This is a genomic window from Chromobacterium sp. FG22 (assembly GCF_057809415.1).
In genome coordinates this window covers 24,718-45,618 of the sequence record NZ_JBMDJX010000027.1, presented here as the reverse complement: position 1 = coordinate 45,618, position 20,901 = coordinate 24,718, and the positions used below count along the sequence as shown (strand labels likewise).

Annotated in this window: 22 protein-coding genes; all 22 read left to right on the top strand. The window is 63.4% G+C overall.

What is annotated here, in order from left to right; all coding sequences use genetic code 11:
• The 22 genes from ACODSD_RS20445 to glyS all read left to right on the top strand — a co-directional run bounded on the left by ACODSD_RS20445 (window position 1) and on the right by glyS (window position 20,869).
• On the top strand, window positions 1–417 hold the full coding sequence (locus tag ACODSD_RS20445) for a flagellar hook assembly protein FlgD (protein WP_166451295.1): 417 nt from the start codon (window positions 1–3) through the stop codon (window positions 415–417).
• Window positions 414–1,607, top strand: a complete 1,194-nt coding sequence (locus ACODSD_RS20440) for a flagellar hook-basal body complex protein (RefSeq protein ID WP_253314305.1) — start codon at window positions 414–416, stop codon at window positions 1,605–1,607. The genes ACODSD_RS20445 and ACODSD_RS20440 overlap by 4 nt, the downstream gene beginning before the upstream one ends.
• Window positions 1,604–2,389 carry a FliM/FliN family flagellar motor switch protein gene (locus ACODSD_RS20435; protein WP_488878169.1) on the top strand — a complete coding sequence of 262 codons (786 nt, stop codon included), beginning with the start codon at window positions 1,604–1,606 and terminating at the stop codon, window positions 2,387–2,389. The genes ACODSD_RS20440 and ACODSD_RS20435 overlap by 4 nt, the downstream gene beginning before the upstream one ends.
• Entirely contained in the window at window positions 2,386–2,703 is a 318-nt protein-coding gene (locus ACODSD_RS20430) for a FliM/FliN family flagellar motor switch protein (protein WP_253314303.1), read from the top strand. The genes ACODSD_RS20435 and ACODSD_RS20430 overlap by 4 nt, the downstream gene beginning before the upstream one ends.
• 5 nt (window positions 2,704–2,708) lie before the next feature.
• On the top strand, window positions 2,709–3,122 hold the full coding sequence (locus ACODSD_RS20425) for a flagellar biosynthetic protein FliO (protein ID WP_488878168.1): 414 nt from the start codon (window positions 2,709–2,711) through the stop codon (window positions 3,120–3,122).
• A gap of 5 nt (window positions 3,123–3,127) precedes the next feature.
• Complete coding sequence (gene fliP, locus ACODSD_RS20420) at window positions 3,128–3,841, top strand: flagellar type III secretion system pore protein FliP (protein WP_235084191.1); 714 nt, start codon at window positions 3,128–3,130, stop codon at window positions 3,839–3,841.
• A 6-nt stretch (window positions 3,842–3,847) separates the two neighbouring features.
• On the top strand, window positions 3,848–4,564 hold the full coding sequence (locus ACODSD_RS20415) for a sigma-70 family RNA polymerase sigma factor (protein WP_253314301.1): 717 nt from the start codon (window positions 3,848–3,850) through the stop codon (window positions 4,562–4,564).
• 257 nt (window positions 4,565–4,821) lie between these two features.
• Window positions 4,822–5,403: a flagellar basal body L-ring protein FlgH gene (locus tag ACODSD_RS20410; protein ID WP_474455801.1), complete on the top strand. Its 582-nt coding sequence runs from the start codon at window positions 4,822–4,824 to the stop codon at window positions 5,401–5,403.
• 28 nt (window positions 5,404–5,431) lie between these two features.
• The gene (locus ACODSD_RS20405; protein WP_486636618.1) at window positions 5,432–6,025 is read left to right on the top strand and encodes a hypothetical protein; all 594 of its coding nucleotides are present in this window, start codon (window positions 5,432–5,434) and stop codon (window positions 6,023–6,025) included.
• Window positions 6,026–6,052: 27 nt separating this feature from the next.
• Window positions 6,053–6,430: a hypothetical protein gene (locus tag ACODSD_RS20400; RefSeq protein WP_488878167.1), complete on the top strand. Its 378-nt coding sequence runs from the start codon at window positions 6,053–6,055 to the stop codon at window positions 6,428–6,430.
• The gene (locus tag ACODSD_RS20395; RefSeq protein WP_253314298.1) at window positions 6,430–7,569 is read left to right on the top strand and encodes a tetratricopeptide repeat protein; all 1,140 of its coding nucleotides are present in this window, start codon (window positions 6,430–6,432) and stop codon (window positions 7,567–7,569) included. The genes ACODSD_RS20400 and ACODSD_RS20395 overlap by 1 nt, the downstream gene beginning before the upstream one ends.
• Before the next feature lie 726 nt (window positions 7,570–8,295).
• Entirely contained in the window at window positions 8,296–8,820 is a 525-nt protein-coding gene (locus ACODSD_RS20390) for a fimbrial protein (RefSeq protein WP_488878166.1), read from the top strand.
• On the top strand, window positions 8,801–9,595 hold the full coding sequence (locus ACODSD_RS20385) for a fimbrial biogenesis chaperone (RefSeq protein WP_488878165.1): 795 nt from the start codon (window positions 8,801–8,803) through the stop codon (window positions 9,593–9,595). The genes ACODSD_RS20390 and ACODSD_RS20385 overlap by 20 nt, the downstream gene beginning before the upstream one ends.
• Window positions 9,596–9,605: 10 nt before the next feature.
• A complete protein-coding gene (locus ACODSD_RS20380; RefSeq protein ID WP_488878164.1) occupies window positions 9,606–12,182 on the top strand; it encodes a fimbria/pilus outer membrane usher protein in 2,577 nt (858 codons plus the stop codon).
• Complete coding sequence (locus ACODSD_RS20375; RefSeq protein WP_488878163.1) at window positions 12,158–13,606, top strand: fimbrial protein; 1,449 nt, start codon at window positions 12,158–12,160, stop codon at window positions 13,604–13,606. Before ACODSD_RS20380 ends, ACODSD_RS20375 begins: the two co-directional genes overlap by 25 nt.
• Window positions 13,596–14,363, top strand: a complete 768-nt coding sequence (locus tag ACODSD_RS20370) for a fimbrial biogenesis chaperone (RefSeq protein ID WP_253314294.1) — start codon at window positions 13,596–13,598, stop codon at window positions 14,361–14,363. The genes ACODSD_RS20375 and ACODSD_RS20370 overlap by 11 nt, the downstream gene beginning before the upstream one ends.
• Window positions 14,364–14,475: 112 nt before the next feature.
• Window positions 14,476–15,078, top strand: coding sequence for an HD domain-containing protein (locus tag ACODSD_RS20365; RefSeq protein WP_227107123.1), 603 nt, complete (start codon window positions 14,476–14,478; stop codon window positions 15,076–15,078).
• A gap of 111 nt (window positions 15,079–15,189) precedes the next feature.
• Window positions 15,190–16,524: a protoporphyrinogen oxidase gene (gene hemG / locus ACODSD_RS20360; RefSeq protein WP_488878162.1), complete on the top strand. Its 1,335-nt coding sequence runs from the start codon at window positions 15,190–15,192 to the stop codon at window positions 16,522–16,524.
• A gap of 37 nt (window positions 16,525–16,561) precedes the next feature.
• On the top strand, window positions 16,562–17,296 hold the full coding sequence (locus ACODSD_RS20355; RefSeq protein ID WP_488878161.1) for a substrate-binding periplasmic protein: 735 nt from the start codon (window positions 16,562–16,564) through the stop codon (window positions 17,294–17,296).
• A gap of 137 nt (window positions 17,297–17,433) precedes the next feature.
• Window positions 17,434–18,324 (top strand): glycine--tRNA ligase subunit alpha, encoded by an 891-nt coding sequence (gene glyQ / locus ACODSD_RS20350; protein ID WP_107798300.1) that lies wholly within the window; start codon window positions 17,434–17,436, stop codon window positions 18,322–18,324.
• Between the two features lie 44 nt (window positions 18,325–18,368).
• Window positions 18,369–18,794, top strand: coding sequence for a surface-adhesin E family protein (locus ACODSD_RS20345; protein ID WP_227107127.1), 426 nt, complete (start codon window positions 18,369–18,371; stop codon window positions 18,792–18,794).
• 14 nt (window positions 18,795–18,808) lie between these two features.
• Complete coding sequence (gene glyS, locus ACODSD_RS20340; RefSeq protein WP_488878160.1) at window positions 18,809–20,869, top strand: glycine--tRNA ligase subunit beta; 2,061 nt, start codon at window positions 18,809–18,811, stop codon at window positions 20,867–20,869.
• The last annotated feature ends 32 nt before the right edge of the window (window positions 20,870–20,901 follow it).

The window sequence follows — 20,901 nt, the reverse complement described above, 5'->3', positions numbered from 1 at the left end:
ATGGCAACTACAGGTTTGGGCATTTCGAGCGGCGGCAGCGTTGCGCAGACGAGGGGAATCACCCAGCAGGATTTTCTGCGGATTCTCTCCACGCAACTGACTTTCCAGGATCCGCTGAAGCCTATCGACAATCAGCAATTCATGGCGCAGATGGCGCAGTTCTCCTCCTTGGAGCAGACGAGGATGTCCAATGAAAAGCTGGATACCCTGCTGGCGCAGCAAGCGGCCAATCAATCCTTGGGGCTGATCGGCAAGACGGTGGAGGTGGCGACGGCGAGCGGCAACGTGCCGGGCCAGGTCACCACTATTTCCTTTGCCGGCGGCCAGCCCATGCTGACGGTGAAGTCCGCCAGCGGCGAACTGATGACCGGCGTGTCGCTGACCCAGGTGGCGCTGGTGCGCGGGAGCGCGACATGATCGATACCATGTTCGTCGGCTTGAGCGGGCTGCGCACCTTCCAGAAAGGCTTGTCCAATATCGGCAATAACGTTGCCAATCTGAACACGCCGGGCTTCAAGCGCACTTCGCTGCAATTCACCGACATGATGTACCAGTACGACACCCAGGGCGGCAATGGCGGCCAGCACGGCGTGGGCGTGAAGATAGGTTCCACGGTGACGGATTTCTCCTCCGGTGAGCTGCAAGCGTCGGCCAACCCTTTGGATGTCTCGGTGGACGGCGCCGGTTTCCTGGTTTCCAAGAACGGAAACCAGCTCAATTACAGTCGGGTGGGACAGTTTGAACTGGATCTGGACGGCGTGCTGAGTTCTCGGCAAGACAAATCGCGAATCCAGATGCTGGGGCCCAATAAGGAGTTGCAGGACTTCTCCATCGGCGCCTTGCGCAACCAGGCCGCCAAGCCGACCTCCACCATCAAGTTTGCGGACAACCTGTCCACCGGCGCGACCAACAGCAGCGTCGAAACCACGGTGTTCGACAAGGACGGGGTTGCGCGGCAGTTGAAGATCAGCTTCACCGGCACCGGCACGCCCCGCAATTGGAAGGTGGAGGTTCAGGACAAAGTGGCCTTGAGCACGCTGGGGAGCGGCGAGATTCGTTTTGACCCGGACGGCTCGCCGTCCTTTGGCTACAACCAGGTCTCGGTCCGTTTGAACACGCCCAGCAGCGGAGGCGGCATTCTGAAACTGTTCTTCGGCGAACCGGGCTCCATCTCGGACACCACCAGCCTGTCCGGCGGCACCTCGTCCACCATCCGCGTGGCCAGCCAGGACGGCTATGCGTCGGGCGCGTTGACCAAGCTGAGTTTCGATCAGGACGGCAAGGCGCAGATCAGTTACTCCAATGGGCAAACCGCGGTCGCAGGCAAGCTGGCGCTGGCCTGGTTCGCCCAGCCGGATCAGCAGTTGGAGCGCATTGGTTCCGGCTACTACCGCGCGCGTCCGGGACAGACGGCCGAGTACGGGGCGGCGGGCAGCGGCGTTTTCGGCAAGGTCGCGGCAGGCAAGGTGGAGCTGTCCAATGTGGAGCTGTCCGCCGAATTCAGCGACATGATGATCACGCAGCGCGGCTATCAGGCGGCGTCCCAACTGATTTCCGCCGCCAATGAAATGATGCAGCAGGCTCTGCAGATGAAGGGGGGGCGATGAGCGTTGCCCTGCCGTATCGCCTGTACACCGGCGCGGAGCTGGCGCAAATCGAGTCGCGCTTGCGCGAGCGGTGCTCGCATTGGCTGCGGGATTGGTCAATTGCGGAGGGCGAAGTCGACCTAAGGCTGCGCCCGGTCGCCTTGTCGGATCTGGCCGGCTTGGCGTGGCTGGATGGCGGCGAAGCGCTGCCGGCGATGGCGAACGATGCGGAAGCGGACGGTTTTTTCTCGGCCTTATGCCTTGGCGTGAAAAAAAGCCGCGCTGCGCTGGACGCGTCGAGCCTGGCCGGCCCGGTGCTGGACGCCGCCCGTCTGGCCTTGGGCCGTCAGCTGACCGCAGGAGACGAGGCTAGCCTTTACCGGGACAAAGCGGTGAGCGCGGCGGAGTTGTCGCCCCTGTATTCCGTGCTTGGCGCGCTGTGTCTGCAACTGAGCGCGGCGGGCCAGACATTGGCTGTGCTCTTGTCGCCGGAGCAGGCCGCGGGCTTGTTGCCGGCCAGGGCGCAGCCCGCGGCGTTGGAGCCGCTGAAGTTGAGGGATTTGCCGCTGGAACAGCTAGTGGAGCTGGAAGTGCGCGCCGCGCCGGCACGCCTGTCCTTGGCGGACCTGGAGTCCTTGCAAGCAGGGGATGTGCTTCGGCTGGATCAGAAGGCGGATGGATTATTTGAGCTTTGCCTGCCTGACGGCATGGCTTTAGGACGGGCGAAGTACGGTGTGGATCAGGGACGTCTGGCGGTGAAAGTCGTCCGACCGGCGCGGCCCATCAAAAAGAGTGAAACATGAGCAAGGAAGTTGAAATTTTCAATCCAGCCCCTTTGGACGCCAAGGCGGATGCGGCGGCGCAGGGTTTGCTGGGGGGCCGTCTTGAATTGCTGAAAGACGTGGAAGTTCGGTTGGATACCCGGATTGGCCGCTGCCAATTGAGCATCGCCGCACTGGACGCGCTGAAGGAGGGCGAGGTGCTGGCCCTGGACAAGACGCCGGGGGACCCGGTGGAGATCCTGCTGGGCGGTCAGGTGGTCGCGCGCGGCGCCCTGGTGGTGGCGGGCGACCATCTTGGCGTCCGCATCGAGCAGGTGGCGCGTTTTTCCGCGTGAACGGCATGATGAAGATGAAATACGCGTTTGCCCTGATAGTGTGCGTCCAAGGCGCGAGCGCGCTTGCCGGTGTGTGCGCAAGCGGGACTTCCGCGCCTGCTTGCGCGGTTTCGGCATCCGAGCCGGCGCGGGCTCCGCTGCAGTTTCGTCGTGATCCGCCGGCAAGCAGCGGCGGTCTGCTTGGCCCTTATGAAATATTGGGCGGTTTGGCGCTGATCGGCGCTGCGGCGTGTTGGTGGCGATTGCGTCGTCCGCGTTTTGGCCAAGCCGGGACCGGCGCGGATAGTCTGCGGGTGGTGGATAAATGCCGCTTGTCCGCCAAATCAACGGTGTATGTGGTCCAGCACCGCGACCGTGAAATCATGTTGGCGGAAAGCGAGCATGGCGTCACGGTGCTCAGGGATGAGTCCAGAGCATGAGAAAAATGCAGCAATGGATTTGGGCGCTTTGCTGGCTGCCCCTGGCGGCCAACGCCCAAACGCAAATGGTGGACGTGGCGCTGAACGGCGCAGGCGTCAGTCAGGCGGTCAACATCGTGCTGGCGTTGACCTTGGTGGCCTTGCTGCCGGGCATGATGGTGGCGATGACTTCGTTTACCCGCATCGTGATCGTGCTGTCCATGTTGCGGCACGCGATGGGCATGCAGGAAACCCCGCCCAATGTGGTGTTGATCATGCTGGCCGCGTTCCTGACCTTGCTGTCCATGGGGCCCACCTTCGAGAAGCTGGATCAGCAGGTGGTGACGCCCTTGTACCAGCAACGTTTGCCGGCTTCGTCCGCTCTGCGGCAAGGAGGCGTCATCATGAAGGAATACATGATAGGCCGGACTCGCGAGCAGGATATGAGCTTTGTGCTGAGCAGCGCGGGCAAGGACATGCCCGACAATGCCGAATCCATCAGTCTAGTGCATGTGGTGCCTGCCTTTCTGTTGAGCGAACTTAGGCTGGCCTTCCAAATCGGTTTCGTGATCTTCCTGCCTTTCCTTCTAGTGGACATCATCGTTTCCAGCGTTTTGATGGCGATGGGGATGATGATGGTGCCTCCGGTTTCCATTGCTTTGCCGATCAAGGTGCTGATGTTTGTATTGATCGACGGTTGGACGCTGGTGGCCAGGGCGGTGTTGTCCGGCGGCTCATGATCCGCGATGCCCGCCCTGAATTCGTCCTTGGATGCTGAGGCGCGCGATGTGCTCCAAGCCGCCGCCGCCTCAGCCGAAGCCCGAGCCGCTTTGGTGGAGGCTCATCAGCCCTTGGTGCGCATTCTGGCTGCGCGGATTTATGCGCGGCGGGTGGGGGACAGTTACGAGTTTCACGATGTGTTCCATTGGGGGGTGATAGGGCTGCTGGAGGCGATTGACCGTTATCGTCCCGAATGCGGCGTGGCGTTCAAGACCTATGCCGAATATCGGATTAGGGGGGCGATCTTGGATCAGCTGGCGCGAACGTCGGAAGTGGCGAGCCAAGCGTCCGCGCGCCGGAAAGCCTTGCAGGAGCGGGTTGAGGCGATGGAGCCGGATGCGGCGGAACCCTTCGATATTTTGCGGGAGCTGTCGGTGGGGCTGGCCATCGGTTTCATGCTGGAGGACAGCGGGATGTATTTGGCCGAGCCGGAACCGGCGTCCGAGGATCTGGCCTACCGTTCGCTGGAGTTAAAGGAAACGAAGCGGGACTTGTTGGCCGGCTTGAGCGGGGTGCCGGACAAAGCGCAAAAAGTGCTGCGATTGCACTATCTGAACGGGGTGCCGTTTTCCGAGATCGCTCAGCTGATAGGGCTGAGCAAGGGGCGGGTTTCGCAGTTGCACAAGGAAGGCTTGGCCGCCTTGCGCGCCAGCCTGTCTTCGGCGAAAGAGAGGGAGGCCTGATAAAGATGCGTGAGGCGCCTAAACTTTTCCGCCGCGGACGAGATAAGACTGTTACAGGCGTGTGCTGTCGAGCGGTAGAGACGAGCCCTTGGTTTCGCTTGCTGCGGATGGACTGCCGTCCAATTGAAAGACCGATTATGTCTTGTTGTGCCAGAATAATGTTGTTGTTTACCGTCTTGTCCGCGCTGGGCGGATGTGTAGCAACGCCCAAGCCATTGGTTTCCGGGCCGACCAGCGCGGATCCCGCGCCTGTTCCCATGGCGCAGACCACCCCCGGCAGTCTGTATCAGCCTGGCCGTTATCGTTCCTATTTCCGCGACGATGTGCCGTCCCGCGTTGGCGACAGCCTGACGGTGGTGATTCAGGAGCGCGCCAGTTCCAGCTTGTCCGAAGAGGCCAGAGGCAGCCGGGATACTCGGCTAGGCAACGAGATCGGAGTGGAAATGGACGCTCCCGCAATCAACCGGATGTTTGGCTGGTCCCCGGGAAAGAAGTCCTTGTCCGGCGAACTGAGCGCCTCCGGCGGCGAGAAGATGGATGGCCGAGGCAGCCGCAACAACAGCAGCAGTTTTACCAGTTCCATCTCAGTGACCGTGGTGGGGATTCTGGCGAACGGATATTTGCGGGTGAGCGGTGAGAAGCAGGTCCAGATAAACGAGGATAGCGAGCAGATCCGGCTGTCCGGGACAGTCAATCCTCGCGACATCCTGCCTGGCAACCTAGTGTCCTCCACCAAGGTCACGGATGTTCGATTGGAGCAGCAGACCGCCGGTAATCAGAGCTTGTTCGCCAAGCCCGGCTGGCTGACTCGTTTTTTCATGAGCGTGCTGCCGTTCTGATGCGGCGATGTGTTGAAATGGAGTACTAATGGATTACGCGGTATTGGATCAGGAAGAGCTTTTTCAGTTGGCTTTGCAAGCGATGGAAAGCCAGCAACATGCGGAAGCGGTGGCGCTGCTGAAGCAGGGGGTGAGAAACGATGGCGAAGATGCCCGCCTGCGTTACTTGCTGGGAGCGGAGTATGCGCAGATCGGCTTGTTTGACCGCGCGGTGGTCGAAATGGAGCAGGCGGTGGCTTTGCAGCCGGGGCTGGTGATGGCGGTTTTCCAGTTGGGCCTGTTGCATTTGACGCAGGGGCAGCCGGACCGGGCCGAGCAAGCGTGGCAAGGGCTGGGCGAGTTGGCGGAGGATCATCCGCTGCAACTGTTTCGCCAAGGCCTGCTGCATCTGATCCGGGATGAGTTTGCCGATTGCCGGGAGCACTTGACGCGAGGCATCGCGGCCAACCAGGCCGCGCCCATGCTGAACGAGGACATGCGGCGGATTCTGGCGCAGATCGATGCCCAGCAGGGCGCCGGCTCTGAGGCGCCGATGGTGGAGGCCGAGCCGGCCGCGGGCGCCTCGGCAGGCAACTTGCTGCTGCGAGGGTACGCCTCCAGCGGAGACGATAAGCTACATTGATGCGGGTGTTTGGCTGGAATTGAACCGATGGAGCCGATAGACAAAGCCAGTATTTTACAGCGCTTGTTGGCCAGAAACCGATCGGTAGAGGGCCAAAGGCCGGCCGGATCAAAATCCGCGCCGGCGGCCGGCACGGCCAAGGCTGCTGGTAGCGCCGACGTGCGTCGACAGATTGCCAAGCAGTTGCGGGCGATCGATCCAAGCTGGCCCGATGCGGAGTCGCGCGTGCTGGAAGTGCATGTGCGCGCTTTGCTTGCGGAAGAGTTTGGCGCCGGCGCGGCAACGGATCCGGCTTTCGGCGGCTTGGTGGCGGATGTGGCTGCGGCCCTTCGTCAGCACCCCCAATATGAAAAGCTGGCCGCGTACTTGCGGCAGCAATTGCAAGAATCCCATAAGCAAGCATGATGACCGAACCCAATCAGCGATTAAGCCAATTACAGGCTTATCTAGCGGCCGATCCGGCCAATCCTCATTTGCTGCTCGAACTGGCCGATCTCCATTTGCAGGCCGGCAGCCTGCATGAGCATGAAGCCGCTCTGCGGCAATTGTTCGCGGCGGCGCCGGGACACTTTGGCGGCCGCTCCTTGCAGGGCGTCGCCTTGATGCGGCAGGGACGTCTTGACGAGGCGGTGGCGGTGTTCCAGGCCTTGCGGGACGAAGCTTGGGAGGAGCCCGCCTTATTCTACAACCTGGCCTACGCGCTGATGTTGCAAGGGCGTTATGAGGAGGCGGAGCCCCAAGCCGCCAGAGCGTCCAAGAGTTTGGCGCTCTTGCCTCAAGCCGGCCCCTTGCATGTCCGCGCCTTGCACTTTTTAGGCCGGCTGGAGGATGCGGTTGTAGCGGCGGAAACGGCTTTGCGGCAGTTTCCTGAGCACCTGAGTCTGTATGGTTTGTTGGCGACCTTATATCTGGATCAAGAGAATCTGGCCGCTGCGGAACGCATCGCTCGTCAAGTCTTGGAGCTTTCGCCTTCCGATCCGGATGCGGCGACAGTGTTGGGCATGTTGGCCTTAAGCAAGCAGGACCTGACCGTCGCAAGCCCCTTGTTGCGGCAGGCCTGCGCCAGCAAGCCGAATTCAGGCCGGGCGCAGATGGGGCTGGGTCTGGTTTCCATGCTGGAAGGCAAACTGGATGAGGCGGAGTCCAGCGTGGCTCAAGCACTGCGTTCGATGCCGGGGCATGTGGGCAGTTGGCATGTGCTGGCCTGGTGTCGAATCTTGAGCAATCGACCTGCGCAGGCCAAGGAGGCTTTGCTGGAAGCCTTGCGGCTGGATAGGAACTTTGCCGATACCCATGGCGGCCTCGCCATCGTCGCGATCATGGAGGGGCATTTGCAAGAAGCCCAGCAGTCCGCCAGACGGGCTTTGGGACTGAACCCCGACAGCTTCCCCGGCCAATATGCGCAGAGCTTGTTATTGCAGTCCGCGGGCCAGGCCGAACAAGCCAGGCTCATTCATGAGCGCTTGTTGAATAGCGCGGTATTGCCTGATGGCACCAAGCTTAGTGAAGCGGTGGCCAGAGCGATGGCCTTGTCGTCGTTTTAAGAGCCTGTCCAAATTTCTCAGCCGCAAGGTTTTGTCTCGCTCTTGCGCGTGAGATCGTGAACCGGTTCGACATGTAGTGTCAGCTTGCTTGATGGTTGTCTTGCTGTTGTAGATAGCTGGGATTAGTTGTATGGCATGGCCCCTTGTCCTCTTGGCGGGACAAGGGGTTTTTTGTTTTTATAAACTCTCCTGCCAGGCGTGGCGCTTGACATGATGTTCTCTGAAGTTTTGATAGGTTATTTTGTGAAATGGATAGGGTGTTAGCTGTTAAGGATAGTATTAAAACATAACACTGTCTGAGATGAATTCATTAGGAGGGGGCGCTCATGGCCTTGGAGATGTCAGAGCCAAGCTCGGTTCGAAAACACTGATGTGGCGCAAGATATGGCAATACTGGCTGAGCGGACGGCGCATATTGCCTGGATGGCACCCATGTAAGCAGGGGACTGTGTTGGTGGTTTTGGTTATCTATAAATAGATCCATTATGTAATTTTTGAGAATATTCTGCTTGTTATGAATATATTAATTTTATCATTATTGTAAATTCGTTTTTGGTAAATGCGTTTGCGTTTTTTTTGTGTCGCCATGATTTTTTTAGGAAAAATCCTATTTGTCCGTTTAGGGGGGCTAAGTACAATCGGCCTGTCTTTATTTTGGGCTCGATTAAAAGGATTTTCGGCGAGTTTGAAATTGAAGATATTTAAATATCAATGGAGAGTCGTTTCATGAAAAAGATCGTCGTTTTGGCCAGTTTATTTCTGCCGGCTTTAGCGCTGGCGGATAACACCATCAACTTCCAGGGCGAAGTGTCCTCGCAAACTTGCAAGGTGGATATCAACGGCAATGAAAGCAGCCCGCTGGTTCTGTTGCCGACGGTGCCGACGACCAGCCTGAGCGCGTTGGGCGCGGTGGCGGGGCAAACCGACTTCACCATCCGCCTGACCGGTTGTGAAGCGGCGCCCAGCGGCGGCACCGAGATCAAGACCGTGTTTGTCGCCAACAGCCTGACTAAGGACGGCAATATCGGCAACGTCGGCACCGCCAAGAACGTTGCTCTGCAATTGCTGGATCCCGCGATCACGCCGGATGCTCCGTTCAACCTGACCGGCGGTTACAAGGCGTCCGGCCTGGTATTGAAGGAAGGCGAAACCAAGGCCGAGCACAAGTTCGCCGTCCGCTACTACGCCGAAGGCGCCGCCACCGCAGGGTCGGTGCTGGGCAGCGTACAGTATGCGGTTTCCTACTTGTAAACCTAGCGGCAGTCAGCCGGAGCGCGGCGCGTTTAGCGCCGCCGCGCTCCGGCGCGCACTGCTGCCGGGGCTGATTCTGCTGGCGGCGTGGCCGGCGGCCTGGGCCAGCGTGGTGCTGAACAACACCCGCATCGTTTATCCCGGCCAGGCTCGCGAGAGCAGCATTCAGTTGAGCAATGAAGACGCCACGCCCAATGTGGTCCAGGTCTGGCTGGATTCCGGCGACGTGGACTCCACGCCGGAGCACGCTACGGCGCCGTTCGCCGCCACGCCTTCGGTGTTCCGCATGGAGCCCAAGGCGGGTCAGACCGTGCGGTTGGTGTTCGACGGCAGCGAGCTGCCGCAGGACAGGGAGTCGGTCTACTACTTCAACATGCTGCAGATCCCGTCGGTCACCGGCGAGTTCTCGGAGCAAAACAAGATGCTGGTGATGCTGCGCAGTCGGCTCAAGCTGTTTTATCGCCCGGCGGGCATTCAGGGCCGGGTTGAGCAGGCGCCGGAGCAACTGCGTTTCTCCTTGCAACGCCAGGGCCGCGCATGGCAATTGGTCGCGGACAACCGCAGCGGCTACTACCTGTCGCTGATGGGCGGCCAAGTGATGAGCGGCGGCAAGGCCCACGCTTTCAAGGCGGACATGCTGGCGCCGTTTTCCCGAGCCAGTTGGCCGGTATCGGGGCTGACGCAGACCAGCGCGCCGCTCTCCGTGCGTTTTAAGCATGTCAATGATTACGGCGGCGTGAACGAAGTCGAGTCCGCCGCCGTGGCAGCGGAGTGATTCCCCGGATATGACTTCAACTTCCTATCGCGGCCAGTGGCTTCCTGGTCTTCCCCCCATGCTGGCCGCCGGCGCGGTCTGCCTGTCGCCTGGCTTGGTCTGGGCCGAGCCGGGTACGGCCGAGGCCGCGCCGGCGCTCTTGGCTTACCGTTTCGACAAGCGGCTGCTGCAAGGCAACTCGCTGGCGGACGACATCGAGCGCTTCAACAAGCCCAGCCAGGTAGACCCCGGCGAGTACCTGGTGGATGTTTTCGTCAACAACACGTTTTACTCTCGCCAAACCGTGAGCTTCCGGCGCGAGGAAGACCACCCCACGTCCGCTTGTCTGGATCGGGCTTTCCTGATCAAGGCCGGGGTCTTGCCCGAAAGCTTGCCGCCGGACGAGGAGGACGCGGCGGCGTGTTGGCCGCTGGCGCTGCGCATTCCCGGCGCCGGCAGCGAGTTCGACCTGCCGCGGCTGCGTCTGAATCTGTCGGTGCCGCAGGCGGCGATGAAACGGCTGCCGCGCGGCTACGTGGCGGAAGAGGATCTGGACGTCGGCGCGGCCATCGGCTTCCTCAACTACGACGCCAACAGCTACCGCTCCAGCACCGGCGATATCAGCAACACCTATCACTACGTTTCCGCCGACGCCGGGGTGAACCTGGGGCTGTGGCGTTTGCGCCAGCAATCCAACTACAGCAGCGGCATGGCCGGAGGCGGACGCTGGAATCATATCCGCAGCTATGTGCAGCGCGCCTTGCCCGCCCTGCAGAGCGAGCTGACGTTAGGAGACAGTTCCACCGGCGGCAGCCTGCTGAGCGGGCTCAGCTATCGCGGCGTGCAGCTACGCAGCGACGACCGGATGCTGCCGGAAGCCGTGCGCGGCTACGCGCCGGTGGTGCGGGGCGTGGCGGACACCAACGCCAGGGTGGTGGTGCGTCAGGGCAAGCAGGAAATTTATCAGACCGTGGTGGCGCCCGGGCCCTTCGTGATCGACGATCTGTTCCCCACCAGTTATCAGGGCGACCTGGAGGTGGAGGTGACGGAGGCGGACGGACAGGTGAAGCGTTTCACCGTGCCGTTTGCCGCGGTGCCGGGATCGATGCGGCCGGGCCAGACGCGTTACAGCCTGACGGTGGGCCAGCTGCGCAATACGCTGGAAGACAAGCCGGTGTTCGCCGATTTCACTTATCAGCGCGGCGTCAGCAACGCCTTGACCGCCAATATGGGCGCGCGGGCGGCGTCCGATTACGTCGCGCTGCTGGGCGGGGCGGTGTGGGGGTCTCGCTACGGCGCCTTGGGCGCGGACGCCACATTGTCGCGCTCCCGCGACAGCGACGGCAGCCAGATCCACGGCTGGCGCGCGGCGCTGACTTACAGCCACACCATCCAACCCACCGCCACGTCCATTACTTTGGCGGGTTATCGCTACTCCACTCGCGGCTACCGCGATCTGGTCGACGCGCTGGGCGCGCGCGAAGCCTATAAGCAGGGCCGGACCTGGAACTCCGGCAGCTTCCAGCAGCGCAACCAGTTCACCGTCAGCGTCAACCAGCGGCTGGGCGATTACGGCAGCCTGGGACTGTCCGCCGCGATCAGCGATTACTACAACGGCAAGGAGCGGGACACCCAGCTGCAACTCAGCTATCAGAACCAGTTCCGTTCCATCAGTTACGGGGTATCGGTGGCGCGCCAGCGCATGGGGCAGTCGCAAGACGGCGGCTCCAGATTTCAGCCGCTGGACAGCGGACGGGTGCGCAATACGGTGATGTTCAATCTATCCATGCCCTTGGGGAAGGTCCGGCGCGCGCCGATGTTGGCGGCCTCGACCAGCCGCAGCGACGGTGAAAACAATCTGCAACTGTCCTTGAGCGGCACCGCGGACGAGGCGCAGACGGTCAGCTACGGTGTCAACGTGTCGCAGACCTCGCAAAACAGCGCCACCGCATTGGGCGGCAATGTGCAAAAGCGTTTCCCGCTGGTCACCGTGGGCGGCAGTTATTCGCGCGGACGCAATTTCACCCAAACCGGCGCCAGCGCGCGCGGCGCGGTGGCGGTGCACCGCGGCGGCGTGACCTTCGGCCCCTATCTGAGCGAAACCTTCGGCCTGGTGGAAGCGCCGGGCGCCAAAGGCGCGGAAGTGCGCTACGGCATGGGCGCCAAGGTGGACCGCGCCGGTTACGCGCTGATCCCGTCGCTGACCCCTTACCGTTACAACGACGTGTCGCTGGACAGCAAGGGCCTGGCCGATGGCGTGGAGCTGCAAGGCGACCAATTGCGCACCGCGCCTTACGCCGGCGCGGCGGTCAGGCTGAAGTTCGCCACCCGCCGCGGCCAGGCGCTGTTGATCAAGGGGCGGCTGGCAAACGGCCAGGCCCTGCCCATGGGCGCGATGGTGTACGCGGAAGACGGCTCCAATATCGGCATGGTGGGCCAGGGCGGGCAGGCCTATGCGCGGGTGGCCTCCCGCAAGGCGCGCCTGCTGGTGAAGTGGGGCAAAGAGGCGGACAGGCAGTGCGCGCTGCCGTATGAACTGGCCGGCGACGCGCCAAGCCGGCCGATTATCCGCCTGGAGGCGGAGTGCGCGCCGCCGCTCAAACAATGAGGACCAAGATGAAATTTCAAACTGACGCCGCGGCGCGGAGGCATGGCGCGGCGGCCTTATTGGCCCTGCTGCTGGGAGGGTTGTGGAGCGCGCAGGCGGAGGCCGCGTGCTATCGCGTGTCGCGCGCCGCGCCGTCGATCAATCCCAACGATGTGGATTATGTTGAACCGGGCAAGGGGGTGGTACGGTTGTGGGAGGGCGCGCGAGACGATGCAGGGCAGCAGGCGATGGCGATGACCCTCAATATCAATAACGAGATATTCCAGCCTGACGGCACCTTGTTGGGCAGCAAGGTGTTGAGCATTTACGACTTGGGTTTCGGCAATATCGGCGGCTATACGCCGGAACAAGTGCTATTCCGTTGCACGAAAGAAGAAGAGGGAAAACTGTTTGAATACTACTCGACCAATGGCGACAACGAATGGGCCGGCAGGGATGAGGTGGGCAGCGCCATCGGGCTGGCGGATTCTTACCGTACGATGCAGCGCGGGCTGATTTCGCGAGTGACCAATCTGAATACCGGAGAGCATGCGACGCGGAAGTGGAAACGCCGAGCATTGAAACTGACGGCTGAAGACATCGATTCACAGAAGTGGCTTCTGATCAAGGTCAAGCATTTCAGCAACTACAAGGTGGAGTTTTTCAAATACAGCGAGGCGAAGGGCTATCCGGATATAGTCTGGCAGGATAGCGAGCTTGGCCAGAGCTGGGTAAATAGCCAGCCGATAGCTTACAGCGCGTTTCAAGGCGGCGGCTGGTCGCCAGGTTTGTTTATAGGCGCCGATCACATAAACAATTGGTCCGGTTTCTACAACGCCTGGCCCGGCGCCATCAACCCGTATAACACCGTCAAGATCCGCAGAACCGCCAGCTGTCGGGTGGAAATGGTGACGCCGGTGGTGCTTTTCCCGTCCATCAGCGCGGTTGAGATGGAGAAGGGCGGGCAACGTACGCTGCCGATCGAGATCAACCTGCAATGCCAGACGGGCTCGCCGGCCAATATCGGCCTGTCCGGTTTTCAAAGCGGAACCAGAACGGGACAGACGGCGATGGGGGTGTTGGTGCAAGCCGACAATTACCAAGCGGCCTTGAAAGAAGGCTTGGGCGCCCCCGGCGGTAGTGGGGTCACGCATCTGCTGTCCGACGGTTACGGGGTCAACCCCGCCGTGGCCACCGGCGTGGGCGTGGCCTTGAGCCGGCCGGGCGGCCAGCGCTTGAACCTGTTGAGCAATGAGCTGATCACCGGCGGCGGAGCCCCAGACGGCTGGTATCCGGTGTTGCAGGACGCGGAAGCGACGAGTAACCAGAGCGGTCTGACCCATTACCGTGCCCGGATGAGCGCGACGCTGATCCGCCTGCCGGGCAAGAAGGTCAAGCCGGGTTCCTTGAACGCGACCGCGCAAGTGGTGGTCCGTGTCCAGTAGCGCATGGGCGCGCTGGAGCGCGGGCGGTCTGTTGTGCCTATTGTGCGGCAGCAGTTGGGCCGGGCTGATGGCGGAGTCGACACGGGTGGTGTTCGAGGCCGGCGGCGCCGAGCAATCGCTGCAACTGGTCAATCTCAACCCCTATCCGGTGGTGGTGCAGGCCTGGGTCGACGACGGTCATTTGGAGTCCGGCCCGGACGCGGCCGGAGCGGCGGGCGCGGCGGTGATGCCCATTCCGCCTATCTTCCGCTTGAACCCGAAGGGACAGATCAGTCTGCGCCTGCTCGCCACCGGCGTGCCCTTGCCCGTGGATCGCGAGTCGCTGTTCTGGTTGAACCTGTACGAAATCCCTCCGGCGAGGACGGATTTGCCGGCGGATGCGCAGACGCTGACCGTCACGCTGCGGACTCAGATGAAGGTTTTGATGCGGCCGGCCAAGCTGCCCGTCTCGGTTGAGGACTTGCCGGAGCAACTGCGTTTCACCCTGGAGCAGCGGACGGACGGTCCGCGTGTGCGCATCGACAACGCCAGCCCTTATTACGCCACCTTCCGCGCGCTGGAGCTGGCCTGCGCCGGGGCGCCGGCGCAGCCATTGGCGGCGGAGATGGTGGCGCCCTTAACGGCGGAGACGCTGGCCTTGGATTCGTCCCCGTCCTGCGCCGTCGAGCAGGCGGAAGTCCGTTTTTTGTTGGTGGGCGACGATGGCAACCCCGTGGCGGGCAAGGCGGCCCTGGCTTCGAGCGTCAGCGGTTCCTGATGGATGTTTATGAAAATAGAGTAGAATTGAAATGGTTTTGATCGTTTTGGCATTGTCGGGCCGACCCTGGCGCTGAGCCGGAACGCGAGCCGCCGCATCCACAGGAGCCGTGATGACGAGTAATGCCGCCTTAAGCCAGAGCATCCAGTTTTTCCTTGAACTGGATAAATTGAAAGAAGTGATCCGCAAAAACTGGATCGCTTCGCAGCAGAGGCGGGAAAACTCCGCCGAGCACAGCTGGCAGGTGGCGATGCTCGCCATGGCCTTGCAACCGCACGCCAACGAGCCGGTGGCGCTGGACCGAGTGGTCAGGCTCTTGCTGGTGCACGATGTCGGCGAAATCGTCGCCGGCGACGTCAGCGTATTCGACCGAGGAGAAGGCCCTGAGGAGAAAGAGGCCGAACGCGCCGGCGCGGCTCAGGTGTTCAACCTGCTGCCGCAGGCGCAGGCGGAGGAAATGTTGGCTTTGTGGGACGAGTTCGAACAAGGCTTTACCGCGGAGGCGCGTTTCGCCAATGCGATAGACCGGCTGGCGCCGGCCTTGTTGAACCTGCACTCCGACGGCAAGGGCTGGAAGGAGCAGCAGGTGCGCAAGTCCCAGGTGCTGGAGCGCGTGATGCCGGGGGTCAGGCAGGGCTGCCGCGCCGCGGCCGGATGGCTGGAGCAGGCCTTGGAGCAGGCCGAGCAACGCGGCGTGTTCCCGCCGGAACGCTAGGCCGGCGCGCCGGCTTGCGGCGGATCAATTGGCCGGCCGGCGTCTTGCCGCATACTGTCTTCCATCGAGGGCCGCCGCTAGGCGGCCTTTTGGCTTTGAGGGGGACGGGAAATGATTGCGGTGATCGGCGGGGGAATGTCCGGCCTGGCCTGCGCCTGGCAGTTGCGCCGGCGCGGCGTGGACGCGGTGGTGTACGAGGCGTCCGACCGGGTGGGCGGCAAGGTGCTGAGTCTGGACCTGGCGCCGGGCTTGATGGAGGCGGGGCCCAATACTTTGCTGGCGGACGAGGCCTTGTGGCAATGGCTGCTGGAGCTGGGACTGACGCCCTTGGCGCCGGCGGCGGGGCCGCAGCGGCGCTTCGTGCTGCGGCACGGCCATTACCGCGCCTTGCCCGACGGTCCCGCCTCCCTGTTGGCCGGCGGCTATTTCAGCCCGGGCGCCAAATGGCGGCTGTTGAGCGAGCCTTGGCGCCGCCCCGCCGAGCCGGGCGCGTCGGAAACGGTGGCGGCCTTTTTTCGGCGCCGCTTGGGCGAGGAGGTGCTGGCCACTCTGGTGGACCCGTTCATCGGCGGCGTGTTCGCCGGCGATCCGGAAGAATTGCTGATGAGGGAATGCCTGCCCGCATTGGCGGCGGCGGAGCGGGAGGCGGGATCGCTGGCCCTGGGCATGTGGCGGCGCTGGCGGCGCGGCGAGATCCGGCGCAAGCGGATGTGCACGCTGGCGGGCGGGCTGTCCAGCCTGGCGGAGCGGCTGGCGAGAGATCTGGACGTGAGGCTGGGCTGTCCGGCGCTGGCGCTGGAACGCGCGGGCGAGGGCTGGCGCTTGTGGACGCCGCAGGGGCCGCAGCCGGCCAGCGCGGTGGTGCTGGCTTTGCCGGCGCCGCAGGCGGCGCGGCTGCTGGAACCCTGCGAGCCGGAATGGGCGCGGGCCTGCGCGGCGCTGCCCTATGCGCCGCTGACCGTGGTGGCCACCGTGGCGGCGGAGCGGACGCTGCGCCGGCCGCTGGAGGGTTTCGGCGGCTTGCACCCGGCCAGCGAGCAGGCTTTGGCCTTGGGGCATTTGATGTCCAGCCGGATTTATCCGCATACGGCGGCGCCCGGCTCGCGCTTGTTGACCAGCTTCATCGGCGGCCGTCGCCAGGCGGAGTTGGCCGCTTTGCCGGATCAGGCCTTGTTGCGGCGCTTGAACCTGGAGCTGGCGCGCCTGTTCGGCCTGGAGGGCGAACCCTTGAGTCAGCGCATCGTGCGTTGGCCGCAGGCGCTGCCGCAGGGCACGGCGGCGATGGCGGCCTTGCGGCCGCTGGCGGCGGCCGCGAGCGAGCGCGGCCTGCATGTCTGCGCCAACTGGCTGGACGGGGTGTCGCTGCCGGACTGTCTGGCCAAGGGGCGGGCGCTGGCAGATCGGCTGGCGGCGCAGGCTTTGCATTGCCGCGGATCCGGCATATAACAAATCGTCGCGGACAGCGGGACGAAAGGAGAGGCCGATGCGGGCGAGTCTAGGGATGACGGCTGCTGGGGCCTGTCTGCTGGCGGCGGGCGCGGCGGCGCAGGCCCCGATCAAACTGTGCGGGGTGGAGTGGCAGCCGTTCAGCTATGTGAAGAACGGCAAGGTGGATTCCGGCATCAGCCACGACGTGCTGCAAGAGGCCTTCCGCCGGATGAAAGTGCCGGTGACGATGGAGGCCGCGCCTTGGGAGCGTTGCCTGCGCGGCGTCAAGACCGGCGACTACGACGCGGTGATAGATAATGAAGTGGCCGCTCAGACGCCGCGCTTCAAGAACGTCTATTCCAGCTATCCGGTGGCTTTGTGCGTCAAGCGCGGCTCGCCGGTCAAATCCTTCGACTGGAAACTGGTGCAAGGCCAGGCGGTGGGCATGGTGCGCGGTTATACCTATACGTCGAAGATTCTGAACTATCCCAACTGGAAGCTGGAGCCGAGCAACGACGAGGATCAGCTGTACGCGATGCTGACCGGCGGCCATCGTCGGTTCGTCTTGTGCGATGTGTGGGGCGCCTCCCTGCGGCCGAACGTGGAGATCTTGCAGCCGGTGATAGACCGCACCGATCTGTCGCCCAATTTCAGCGCCCGGCAGGCGGCGCTGGCGGCCAGGCTGGACGCGACGATAGGCGATCTGATCCGCGACGGCAGCGTGGAGCGCATCTACGCCAAATACACCCAGCGCAAGTTCCGGGATATGGTGCCGGCGGCGGGCAAATGAGGGCGCCGCAGCGCGAGGCGGGCCGGCGCGAGGGCGTTTCGCCGGCCTTTTTGATTTGCCGCCAACGGCTTGGCTTTGCGCGGGGGGCGCTAGGCGGTAGAATCTGCCTTTGACTTTTCACTTTGCTTGCCACCTCTATGCTTACCTTCCAGGAAATCATCCTCACGCTCCAGCACTATTGGAACCGCCAGGGCTGCGCCTTGCTGCAGCCTTACGACACCGAAGTGGGCGCGGGGACTTCCCACACCGCCACCTTTCTGCGGGCGCTGGGGCCGGAGCCGTGGAACGCGGCCTATGTGCAGCCGTCGCGCCGACCCGCGGACGGTCGTTACGGCGAGAACCCCAACCGCCTGTTCCAGCATCATCAATTCCAGGTGGTGCTGAAGCCGGCTCCGTCCAATATCCAGGAACTGTATCTGGGTTCCTTGAAGGAGCTGGGCCTGGATCCGACGGTGCAGGATATCCGCTTCGTCGAGGACGACTGGGAAAACCCGACCCTGGGCGCCTGGGGCCTGGGCTGGGAAGTGTGGCTGAACGGCATGGAAGTGACCCAGTTCACCTACTTCCAGCAAGTGGGCGGCCTGGACTGCAAGCCGGTGCTGGGCGAGATCACCTACGGTCTGGAGCGTCTGGCCATGTATCTGCAGGGCGTGGAGAACGTCTACGACCTGATCTGGACCCATCTGCCGGACGGCCAGCCGGTCACGTACGGCAATGTGTTCTTCCAGAACGAAGTGGAGCAGTCCAAGTACGCGTTCGAACACAGCAACGTCGAGCTGCTGTTCCGCCAGTTCAACGACTACGAGGCCGAGGCCAAGTCGCTGCTGGAGGCCAGCCTGCCGCTGCCGGCCTACGAGATGATTCTCAAGGCCGGGCACACCTTCAACCTGCTGGACGCGCGCGGCGCGATCTCGGTGACCGAACGCGCCACCTATATCGGCCGCATCCGCACCCTGTCCCGCGGCGTGGCGCAGGCGTATTACGACGCCCGCGAAGCGCTGGGTTTCCCGATGTGCCGGCAGGCCTGAGCTTGGCTTGCCGCCCCGGCCGTTTCTTGACAGAGGGAATGCGCATGAAGGCCTTTTTCGCATGTCTGTGCGCCGCGCTGGCGCTGCCGGCGCAGGCCGAGCCCGCCGCCGACTGGGTGGCGTATCAGGACGGCAAGGCGCTGCAATTGGCGATAGACGGCAATTCGCTGTGGCTGGGGCAGGACGGGCTGGTGCACTTCGTCAACCAGGAACGGTTCGACAAGATCCAGTACGAGAAAAGCTACAAGCTGAAATTCAATATCCGCCGCAGCGTAGGCTACGCCGACTGCGGCAAGTACCAGTACGTGTTTGTCAGTTCCGATTATTTCGATCGCAACAACAAGCACCTGTTCTCAACCCTGTTTCCAGTGCCGCGTCACGCCTGGAAATGGCAGCCCGTGTATAACGGATCGGTCGCCGACGCCATGATGAAGGTGATCTGCGAAGCCGCCGGGGCCGCCAAGCGTTAAGTTTTAGAGTGAATATGAACCAGACATTGCTGATTGAGCTGCTCACCGAGGAGCTGCCGCCCAAAGCGTTGGAAAAGCTGGCCGCCAGCTTTGCCCAGACCATAGGCGACGAACTGAAAAAGATGCAGTTCGCGCCGGCCGACGCCGAAGCGACGGTCTACGCCTCGCCGCGCCGCCTGGCGGTGCAGCTGGCCGATGTGGCCGCCTTGCAGCCGGACCAGAAGATTAGCCGCAAGGGCCCGGCCGTGGCCGCCGGCATGAAAGACGGCCAGCCCACGCCGGCGCTGGCCGGTTTCGCCCGCTCCTGCGGCGTGGACGTGTCCGCGCTGTCCACGATGAGCGACGGCAAGCAGGACGTGTACGTCTACGAGAGCGTCAAGCAGGGCCAGCCGCTGGCCGCGGTGCTGGCCGATGTGGTGGCCTTGGCGCTGAAAAAGCTGCCGGCGCCCAAGCTGATGCGCTGGGGCAGCCTGGACGTGCAGTTCGTGCGTCCGGTGCACGGCCTGATCATGCTGCACGGCGACGCGGTGGTGCCGGGCGAGGTGCTGGGCCTGCAAAGCGGCCAGCGCACCCGCGGCCATCGCTTCCTGTCCGAGGGCGAAGTGACCGTGGCCAACGCCGACGCCTACGCCCGCACCCTGCATGAGTCCGGCAAGGTGGTGGCCAGTTTCGACGCGCGCCGCGAACTGATCCGCCACAAGCTGGCCGAGGCCGCCGCCCGCCTGAACGCCACCATCGCCGCGCCGGAGGCCTTGTTCGACGAGGTGACCGGCCTGGTGGAATGGCCGGTGGTGCTGGAAGCCGGCTTCGAGGCCGAATTCCTGCGCGTGCCGCAGGAATGCCTGATCCTGACCATGCAGCAGAACCAGAAATACTTCCCGCTGCTGGACGCCTCCGGCAAGCTGATGAACCGCTTCCTGCTGGTGTCCAACCTGGAAACCGCGGACCCGTCCTTCATCGTCGGCGGCAACGAGCGCGTGCTGCGCGCGCGCCTGTCCGACGCCAAGTTCTTCTTCGAACAGGACCAGAAGGCGCGGCTGGACAGCCGGCTGCCGCGTCTGGCCAATGTGGTCTACCACAACAAGATCGGTTCGCAGCTGGAGCGCGTGGAGCGCTTGCAGAGCATCGCCGGCGCCATCGCCCATGAGCTGGGCGCCGACGCCGCGCTGGCCGCCCGCGCCGCCTACCTGGCCAAGGCCGACCTGGTGTCCGGCATGGTGGGCGAATTCCCCGAGCTGCAGGGCGTGATGGGCATGTATTACGCCCAGTTCGACGGCGAGCACGCCGAAGTGGCCGCCGCCATCGAAGGCCATTACCACCCGCGTTTCGCCGGCGACACGCTGCCGGAAGGCAAGATCGCCACCGCGGTGGCGTTGGCGGACAAGCTGGAAACCATCGTCGGCATCTGGGGCATAGGCCTGATCCCCACCGGCGACAAGGATCCGTTCGCCCTGCGCCGCGCCGCTCTGGGCGTGGTGCGCATGGCGCTGGACGCGGATCTGGACCTGAAGGCGCTGCTGAACATCGTCGCCGCGGCCTTCCCGGCCGGCAAGCTGTCCGCCAGCGTGGCCGACGAGGTGTTCGGCTTCATGATGGACCGCCTGAAGAACTTCCTCGCCGCCGATTACAAGGGCGACGAGATCGACGCGGTGCTGGCGCTCTCGCCCAGCCGGCTGGCGGAAGTGCGCGCGGTCTTGTCCGCCGTGGCCGCTTTCAAGGCGCTGCCGGAAGCGGCCGCGCTGGCCGCCGCCAACAAGCGGGTGAAGAACATCCTGAAAAAGGCCGAAGGCGAAGTGGGCGCGGTGAATCCGGCGCTGCTGGGCGAAGCGGCCGAGCAGGCGTTGTTCGCCGCCGTCGAGCAGTTGGCGCCGCAGGTGGACGATAAGTTCGCCGCCCGCGACTTCGCCGCCGCGCTGACTCAGCTGGCCTCGCTGCGCGCGCCGGTGGACGCCTTCTTCGACGGCGTGATGGTGATGGCGGACGACGCCGCGGTGCGCAACAACCGCATCGCCTTGCTGGCGCGTCTGGCCGGCTTGTTCAACCGCGTGGCGGACATCTCGCTGCTGGCGGAGTAATCCGATGGGGCGGCCGCGGCCGCCCCGGCGCT